Source organism: Pseudoflavonifractor sp. HNCC25GI2, from assembly GCF_058136395.1.
On sequence record NZ_JBYUOW010000017.1, the window covers coordinates 1 to 8,908 of the forward strand.

Genomic DNA, 8,908 nt, shown 5'->3' on the forward strand with positions numbered 1-8,908 from the left:
GCTGACAAAGTCAGCAGCTCCAATTCACTAAGAACTAAATACATGTACCAGCTGAGGTTTGCGTGCTCATAGCACAGCTCAATTGAACATAACCGCATCCGCTAAGTCACTATTAGCATTGGATATTTCCGTGTCTACGATAGACACCGGAGCATTATCCTTCACGATTTCTGCTCCTGTGAAATTCCATCCGCCGTTAGCAGTAGCTTCGTTTGTATTCACTATGACTTCCATACCATACCTGCTGCCGTAATTTCAGATGGGTTAACGGGATTATCTGTTGTTTGATTGGAATTAGAAGTAGAAACATCGCTCGTAGTTGCTGTTTTTTCCGTATCGAGCACATTCAAAGACACATACTCAATTCGGCCCGTTTCTGTGGTTGGCGCTTGAAAGAGACCCATCAGAGAGAACGGCGATGGCAGTGACATCGGACAAAGCAGACGGAACAGTACAACTGCCCAAAGTGCATAGGAAAAAATTTTAGGTGCACGCTTCAATAATATAATTCTTGCAAGCAATACGACAAGAATGGCAATGCTTGCGGTAAGTGACATATTGAGAACAGCAGAAAAAACGGTATGTAATTGCATGCGATCACCTCATTTCATCAATAAACTTTTGCAGCTCATTGATCTCGGCATCGGATAGCCTTTTTCTTGTAGTAAAGGCGGCCAAAAACTTTGGTAAAGATCCCTCGAATGTGTCCTCAACAAACTTCTCACTCTGCATAGCGTTAAATTCGTCTTTGGATATCAGCGATGTGACCATGCCCTTTTGATTGGAGAAAATACCTCGTTCACACAACCTTCGCAAAATTGTGTAGGTGGTTGACTTTTTCCAGCTCAATTCTTGTTCGCAAAGCTTTACCAATTCACCAGAAGATATCGGCTCATTTTCCCATATTAAGTCAGCAAAACGGGTCTCTACTACACCTAATCTCATATCAGCCATATAATTTCCCCCATTGTATACGGTTAAAGTTTACTCGATGTAAACCTCTTTAATTGAAGTTTACATCGAGTAAACCAGTTTGTCAATTAGTTCTTGTAAGAACTTTGTGCAGAGTGAGAAATGGCCTTCATTTTTCGCGCTATATTCGGGACTTGCATATTTTAAGAGCAGCCCCACTTGCTACTTTTGCAGTTGCAAAAACGCTTGTTGGGAAGCTTCTCGAAACCCGTCATTTTGGGACATTTTGGCTTAAAAGTAAATGTCTATGTACCGTACCCGCCCCTCTTCCTATGCCCTTTCGTTACGTAAAGCAGATGCTTTTTCCATTTCTACTGTTTTATAGGAAAGTGCTTTTTTGCTCAGATGTAGTAGGTACTTAGAATTACCCCTTGACTTAGTAGGTAATTCGTGATACGGTTTAAAACATATTAAAAAGATGGGTAAAAGGAACGGGCCAATGGGAACTTGTTTTTTCGGACTTCTGAGACATAACTTCCGATTTGGACGAATGTGCTGTACGTCTGAATAAGAGTCGGATAAAAGTGATTCATCAGAAAGGAACGCTTACTATGTCTAAATATAAATTTGAAACCCTCCAGCTTCATGTGGGCCAGGAGCAGCCCGATTCGGCCTCCGACGCCCGCGCTGTCCCCATCTATGCCACTGCCTCCTATGTTTTTCACAACAGTCAGCACGCGGCGGATCGCTTCTGCTTGACGGAGGGCGGAAATATCTATGGCCGCCTGACGAACTCGACCCAGGCAGTTTTTGAGCAGCGTATTGCCGCACTGGAGGGCGGTACCGCTGCTTTGGCGGTTGCATCGGGCGCGGCAGCCATTACCTATGCAATTCAGGCGCTTGCCCGGCAAGGCGAACATATTGTGGCACAAAAAACGATTTACGGCGGTACCAGCAACCTGCTGGCCAACACCCTTCCCCTATATGGTATCTGTGCAAGCTTCGTGGATGTTCATGACCTTGACGCTGTGGAGAATGCGATTCAGCCCAATACCAAAGCTATTTACATCGAAACATTGGGGAACCCGAACAGTGATATACCGAATATTGATGCGATTGCCGCCATTGCCCACCGTAACGGCCTGCCGCTGGTGATTGACAATACCTTTGCAACCCCCTATCTTCTTCGCCCCATTGAACACGGAGCCGATATTGTGCTGCACTCCGCCACAAAGTTTATTGGAGGACACGGAACTACATTGGGTGGTGTGATTGTAGACGGCGGAAACTTTGACTGGGCGGCAAGCGGCAAATATCCCTGGCTCAGTGAGGAAAATCCGAGCTATCACGGCATCAGGTTTACGGAAGCCGCAGGAGAGGCTGCCTTTGTCAACTATGTCCGTGCCATTTTGCTACGGGATGAGGGAGCATGCATCAGTCCGTTTGCAGCCTTCCTGCTGCTTCAGGGGACAGAGACGCTGAGCCTTCGTGTAGAGCGCCATATCGAAAATACAAAGAAGGTTGTGTCATATCTGGTATCTCACCCCAAGGTGGAAGCTGTCAACCATCCCTCTCTGCCTGACCACCCGGATCACCTCCTGTATGAGCGGTATTTTCCCGACGGCGGTGCCTCTATTTTTACAGTTCAGATTCGAGGTGGCCGCAACGAGGCCTTCCGGTTTATTGATAACCTGAAGCTTTTCTCCCTGCTGGCCAATGTGGCAGATGCTAAAAGTCTGGTGATTCATCCGGCCTCCACCACACACAGCCAACTGACAGAGAAAGCTCTGGCGGACGTTGGAATCTATCAGAACACGGTTCGTCTGTCCATTGGAACAGAACATATTGACGATATCATTGCAGACCTGGAACAGGCGCTCCAGAGTATTTGAGGAGGAATCAGAATGGCTCATATTTATACTTCAGCCGACCAGCTCATCGGAAGAACCCCACTGCTGGAGCTGACTCATATTGAACGGGAAGAAAACCTGGAGACAAGAATTTTTGGAAAGCTGGAGTGCTTCAACCCAGGCGGTTCCGTGAAGGACCGGATTGCAAAAGCGATGCTGGAGGATGCCGAGGCAAAAGGACGGCTGAAAGCCGGAACCGTCATCATTGAACCTACCTCCGGCAATACCGGCATCGGACTGGCATTGGCGGCGGCGGCCCGTGGCTATCGCACCATTCTTGTCATGCCCGAAACTATGAGTGTGGAGCGCCGTCAGCTGATGAGGGCATACGGGGCCGAACTGGTGCTTACAGAGGGTGTCAAGGGCATGAAGGGTGCGATTGCTAAAGCGCAGGAGTTGGCAGAAGAGATTCCAAACAGCTTTATTCCCGGACAATTTGAGAATCCGGCCAATCCAGCCGCCCATCGTTGTTCCACCGGCCCGGAAATCTGGGCAGACACCGACGGCCAGGTTGATATCTTTGTGGCCGGCGTAGGAACGGGCGGCACGATTACCGGTGTGGGCGAATATTTAAAAAGCAAGAATCCTGCCGTCAAGGTTGTGGCTGTGGAGCCCTCCTCTTCCCCGGTTCTCTCCGGCGGCCCGGCCGGTACCCACAAAATTCAAGGCATTGGAGCAGGTTTTGTTCCTCCGGTCCTGAACACTGAGGTCTATGATGAGATTATCCGGGTTTCCAACGAGGATGCCTTTGACTCAGCAAGGCGAGTGGGACAGCAGGAAGGCATACTGGTGGGAATTTCCTCCGGCGCTGCCATCTGGGCCGCGGTCCAACTGGCCAAGCGTCCGGAAAACAGAGGCAAGACCATTGTACCTTTGCTGCCGGACACCGGAGAACGTTATCTTTCTACTCCGCTGTTTACGGAGAACTGAGAAAGGAGCAATCTATGATTTACGCAGATAATGCGGCTACCACAAAAATGAGCCCGGTGGCCGTCAACGCCATGCTGCCCTATTTTTCCGAAGCGTACGGCAACCCCTCCAGCCTGTATGAATTCAGTCAGAAGGCCAAGGAGGCACTGGAACAGGCCAGGGAGCGGATTGCTGCCTGTCTGGGTGCGGAAGCACGGGAAATCACATTTACCTCCGGCGGCAGTGAGGCAGATAATCAGGCCATTCTAACTGCTGCCGCGCTGGGGGCACGCAAGGGAAAGAAGCATATCGTGTCCACAGCATTTGAGCATCATGCAGTGCTGCACACACTGGAGCAGTTAAAAAAGAAAGGGTTTCAGCTTACCCTTCTAGACGTGCATCACAATGGAATTGTGACCCCGCAGCAGGTTGCGGAAGCGATCCGGGAAGATACCTGCCTGGTGACCATTATGTATGCCAACAATGAGATTGGAACTATTCAGCCCATTGGGGAAATTGGTGCTATTTGCCGGGAAAAGGGTGTACTGTTCCACACAGATGCGGTACAGGCGGCGGGGCATCTGCACATTGACGTCAAGGAGCAGAACATAGACATGCTCTCCCTCTCTGCTCACAAATTTCATGGGCCTAAAGGAATTGGCGCTCTGTATGTCAGACGCGGGATTCCACTGGAGACTGTGATTCATGGCGGCGGACAGGAGCGAGGGAAGCGTGCCGGCACGGAGAACATCCCGGCCATCATGGGTATGGCTGCGGCATTGGAAGAGGCCTGTGCAGCCATGGATGAGACTGGCGCAAGACTGACGGGCCTGCGGGAGCGGCTGATTGAGGGATTGGCTCAGATTCCATACAGCGAGCTGAATGGTGACCGCGAGTGTCGGCTGCCCGGTAATGTGAACTTCTGCTTTGAGGGGATCGAGGGAGAATCCCTGCTGCTCCTTCTGGATGACAAGGGAATCTGTGCCTCCTCCGGTTCCGCCTGTACCAGCGGTTCCCTGGATCCCAGCCATGTGCTGCTGGCCATTGGACGCCCCCACGAGGTTGCCCACGGCTCTTTGCGGCTCAGCATTGGCGAAGATATTACAGAGGCGGATATCGAGTATATCATTCAATCAGTTACCGATGTGGTGGCCTATCTGCGGAGCATCTCCCCTTTCTGGCGGGATCTGGTCAACGGAAAACGGCCCCACGTGTTTGAGAAATAAGAGGTGTCATCATGGCTTTATACAGCGACAAAGTAATGGATTATTTCCGTAATCCCCGGAATGTCGGTGTTCTGGAGAACGCCGATGGGATTGGCGAGGTGGGAAATCCCGTCTGCGGTGATATTATGAAAATCTATTTGAAAATTGAGGATGACGTAATCACGGATGTAAGGTTTGAAACCTTCGGTTGCGGCAGTGCCATTGCCTCCAGTTCCATGGCAACCGAGTTAATTAAGGGAAAAACGATTTCAGACGCATTGGCACTGACAAACAAGGCGGTAACGGAAGCGTTGGATGGACTTCCTGCACACAAGCTGCACTGTTCTGTACTGGCCGAAGAGGCCATTAAGAAGGCAATCAAGGACTATTACGACAGAAATCATATTGCCTACGACCAGGCACAGTTCCCGGATTGTGAGCACTGTACGCACTGCAGCGCATAATATACACGGTATCGTTTTGTGTCGGCGCTGAACTGCGGAGGTGCACTCCCCTGCCCTACTCTACCGCACACGCGGTGCGTTGGCGAATGAGCTTTCTCAGAGACGGCAAAAGAGAGACACGCGAAACGTGTGTCTCTCTTTTTGCAAGATGGAACAGAACGGGTACCCAGTCCTCCAATAGCCGCCACGGGGGCTAAAGGCTACCCCTTTCATAGGGCTATTTAGATAAGAAAGACGCAGATTTATAAGGTTCCTGCCAAAAGGGGCATCAACTGATTGCGGCAAATCCAAGCTCCATGGTATTTTGTGCGTGTCTTGGTTTTCGCCCGAAGGCTGCGGTCCTCTCTCATTAAATTGACAATAATTTCCCCGTGCTCTTCGTAATATGCCTGTTCAGAAGGGACATATTTTTCACGGGTGTCATAGCCAAAATTGCGTCCGTCCCACCGCAGAAAGTAAGCGCCCAAGTTGTCTCCCAACTCTTTCAAAGCAGGTACTGCCTCGTTGAGCACCAGAAAGTTTCCGCGGCTGGCCGCCTCCAGTACTGTCAAGCCAAAGGATTCTGAGTAGGATGGGCATATAAACAGGTTAGACAGACCAAACAGTTCAAATACTCCACGGCGTGGGAAGCCCTGTTCATATCCAAGATCGGAGGTAAAGATGAGATCCTCCTTTTCCAGGCCGAACTTCATCCCTTCCGTTTGAATGGTCCGCTTGTAGATTTGACTTGGGATATCAGCACTGGGAAAGTCACAAAAGACCACCTTGGTACACTGCTCGGTTTTTCGCTGGATAGCACCGGATAAAGCGGCCACTTTCTCAAACCGCTTGCCCGTGGTGAGTCGCCCAGGATAGATTACCAGAATATCAGCGTTCAGCAGGTCGATATGTTCTGCTACCTTCTGGACATCCGGGCTCAGAATCTCAAGCAGGGGCAGGCTATTATAGACGACGGCACAGTTTCCAAGGGGCACGTCATACTGCCGGGCTAAAGCCTCAATTCCCGAATAAGTGGGATAGATAAAACGGGTGTTTGGCATAGGAGTAAACCGTGCGGAAAAGGGCCACTCTGTTTTTTGCGGGCGATTTACTGGCATGGAATGCGTAAAGGCTAAAAACTTTACGTTTGGTAAGGATTCCTGAGCCTGACGGACAGCCACATTATGAACCAGATGCCAGCCCTGATAGAGTATATCATGCATGGTACACACGTCTACATCCTGGAGGTACCGGACATAGTCTTTGGCAATCCACGCCACCTCCTCATAAAAGGTTTCATGAACAGTGCCTGTGGGGGCGGAATAGTCATGCCATACGATGGGTTCTCCATGGCGGGTATTGGTAACCTTTACCCACTCCAGCCGCGGATCCAGAAATATGCCCCAGCGCTCCTCGTCCGGGCAGGTCTCACTCACCAGTATCTTCAACTTTACCTGGGCTTCCAGCAGCATCTTGATTTGATCCGCCACTACGTTGACCAGTGAATAGGTGGTAGATAGTCCTGTAAACATGGTCAGAATGGCAACTTTCATACCCGATCAGCTCACTTTCCTTATGGACTGGATGGCGCAGCAGGGACCTGCTGCGCCATCGTTTCTTTATTTCTCGCTATCGTTACATTTGCACGCTTTAAAAAGAGCGATTTTGTCGTTGAGAATGGATTCCAAATTGGAGATGCTGTTGACCATAGACTCCACAGAACGGTTGGTCCGCAAAATTGTGGCGGGAGCCAGCTGCTCAAAGGAGAGAATTTTCTGGATCTTCTCCCCTTCCGCATTGAGAATGTGGGAGAGCGCAGCCTGCTGCAAAGCAACAGAGACAATCAAATCGGTAATTGCCTGACTGCGGGGCACAGGAGCTTGGGTGGTTGTGGTCGACGTAGTCGTGGTAGAGCTGGTTGTCGTTGTAGTGGTGCTGGTGGTTGTACTAGTCGTGCTGGTAGTACTTGTAGTGGTAGCGCTTGTGCTGGTGGTACTTGTACTAGTAGTGGTAGAGCTGGTTGTGGTGCTGCTGGTAATCAGCTGACAAACAGTAGCCTCTGGCAGTTCTCCGATGAATAATTCGTTGTGGCTCTCAGCGTTACCAGAAAAACTGTCAAAAATGATATTACCATTGATCTGGCTGAATGTGGTGTTGGCAGCAGCAAAGGGGGCCAGCACAGAGCCGTAGATGGCCGTCGTGCTGTTTGACCAGGCCAGTGCCTGCGGGAAATTCCACAGAATTCGCCTGGCGTTTTCCCTGGTGGCTGCTGTACCGTTCCGGAAGATTTGGTAGCTGCCGTACTGGATGGCGGTGCCATCCACGTTGATAAGAATGGTGGCGCCCAGGGGAGCTATGATGTTAATGCCGTTCAGCTGAGCCAGGGAGACCCCGGAACCATAGAGATTGCTGCTGTCCAGAGAAAAGATATTCAACACCTCATCAGTACCGGTCAGGTTCAATTGGTTGAATACTACCTCGCCGGTGCCGTTTGGCAGCAGGGCGCTCCAGAAATTGGAGGCGCACTTCAAATAGCGCTCCGCCTCCGCAAAATCAATGGGTGTCCCTACAATCAAGAGACCGTTGGGATTTCCCATGGTGTAGTTCGTGATCGTGCTGCTGGGATTTACCACCGTGTTGCCGCTGGCGTTGGAGCCTGCAGCGACGTTGACATTTCCGTCTATTACAAACGATGGATCCGTATTGGCGGGAGGTAACGGGGTAATGCTGGCACCGACGTCGTAGTTGCTGAGGGTAGCATTACCGCCGACAGCTACCCGCCCTTCTGCATCGGTATTGCTCAGGCTCATATCGCCAAAAACAAATACATTGTAATCGTTGGCAAGGCCGAAATTAAATGCCATAGTCAATCCTCCTATAGGAATTATGCCGGCCCAATCGGTTCTCTTTTAAGCTGGAGCCAATCAGAACTCCACACTATACTATGCGTGACCCAGGCGGCAGTGTAAATCAGGGTGGGGTTTCCAACAGGAAGCCCCACCCTGGTTTCCGTTATTTCTGACTGCTATCAGGCTGACACAGACAGTCGTTAAAATTGGACAGCTTGGACTGGAGGATCATTTCCAACCGAGACACCGCATTGACCATAGACTCCACGGATTTGTTGGTGGCCAACAGTACGTCAGGGGTCACATCGGGGAGAACCACCATTTTCTGAATCTTTTCACCCTCCGCGTTGAGCTGGCAGTAATTACAGGCATACCCATGGTGGGTTACACTTCTTTTGCAATTTATTGAGCGATTGCTCCTGCTATTCTATTCACGTGTTGACGCTGGTGTTACGTATGGACAGGTTTATTGGAGCGTGCCGACCTAAGTTTTTGACTGCTCCTGATTTTAATTCAGCGAGTTTTGAAAAGTCGAATCAGAGGATAAGAACGGTTGACGTGGGTTTTAAAATACAAAATGTGCCCCGCTTTTCGAATTGTTTTACCGAAAAGCGGGGCACATTTAAAACGGTATAGATGCTGCTGCACCCGATACCAAATCGAAGCCCAGAGCAGCGGGG

The 8,908-nt window shown here is 50.3% G+C and carries 9 protein-coding genes; 4 read left to right on the forward strand and 5 right to left on the reverse strand.

Translation table 11 applies throughout. From position 1 onward, the window contains the following. Positions 1-221: 221 nt before the first annotated feature. Entirely contained in the window at positions 222-593 is a 372-nt protein-coding gene (locus tag AC3YUO_RS12795) for a M56 family metallopeptidase (protein ID WP_489963404.1), read from the reverse strand. 4 nt (positions 594-597) lie between these two features. Further along, on the reverse strand, positions 598-954 hold the full coding sequence (locus tag AC3YUO_RS12800; RefSeq protein ID WP_489963405.1) for a BlaI/MecI/CopY family transcriptional regulator: 357 nt from the start codon (positions 952-954) through the stop codon (positions 598-600). Between the two features lie 569 nt (positions 955-1,523). Here AC3YUO_RS12800 and AC3YUO_RS12805 point away from each other — a divergent pair. The 4 genes from AC3YUO_RS12805 to nifU are packed head-to-tail and all read left to right on the forward strand — an operon-like array spanning position 1,524 to position 5,400. After that, complete coding sequence (locus tag AC3YUO_RS12805) at positions 1,524-2,804, forward strand: O-acetylhomoserine aminocarboxypropyltransferase/cysteine synthase family protein (protein ID WP_489963406.1); 1,281 nt, start codon at positions 1,524-1,526, stop codon at positions 2,802-2,804. 12 nt (positions 2,805-2,816) lie between these two features. Then, positions 2,817-3,752, forward strand: a complete 936-nt coding sequence (gene cysK, locus AC3YUO_RS12810) for a cysteine synthase A (protein ID WP_489963407.1) — start codon at positions 2,817-2,819, stop codon at positions 3,750-3,752. Between the two features lie 14 nt (positions 3,753-3,766). After that, positions 3,767-4,957, forward strand: a complete 1,191-nt coding sequence (gene nifS / locus AC3YUO_RS12815; protein ID WP_489963408.1) for a cysteine desulfurase NifS — start codon at positions 3,767-3,769, stop codon at positions 4,955-4,957. 11 nt (positions 4,958-4,968) lie between these two features. Then, positions 4,969-5,400, forward strand: coding sequence for a Fe-S cluster assembly scaffold protein NifU (nifU, locus tag AC3YUO_RS12820; RefSeq protein ID WP_489963409.1), 432 nt, complete (start codon positions 4,969-4,971; stop codon positions 5,398-5,400). Positions 5,401-5,642: 242 nt separating this feature from the next. On the opposite strand, the gene AC3YUO_RS12825 is transcribed toward nifU, so the two are convergent. The 3 genes from AC3YUO_RS12825 to AC3YUO_RS12835 all read right to left on the reverse strand — a co-directional run bounded on the left by AC3YUO_RS12825 (position 5,643) and on the right by AC3YUO_RS12835 (position 8,634). After that, positions 5,643-6,932, reverse strand: a complete 1,290-nt coding sequence (locus AC3YUO_RS12825; RefSeq protein ID WP_489963410.1) for a glycosyltransferase — start codon at positions 6,930-6,932, stop codon at positions 5,643-5,645. A 66-nt stretch (positions 6,933-6,998) separates the two neighbouring features. Further along, positions 6,999-8,243 (reverse strand): choice-of-anchor A family protein, encoded by a 1,245-nt coding sequence (locus AC3YUO_RS12830; protein ID WP_489963411.1) that lies wholly within the window; start codon positions 8,241-8,243, stop codon positions 6,999-7,001. Between the two features lie 148 nt (positions 8,244-8,391). Beyond that, positions 8,392-8,634 carry an alpha-helical endospore appendage domain-containing protein gene (locus AC3YUO_RS12835; protein ID WP_489963412.1) on the reverse strand — a complete coding sequence of 81 codons (243 nt, stop codon included), beginning with the start codon at positions 8,632-8,634 and terminating at the stop codon, positions 8,392-8,394. Positions 8,635-8,908 lie beyond the last annotated feature (274 nt).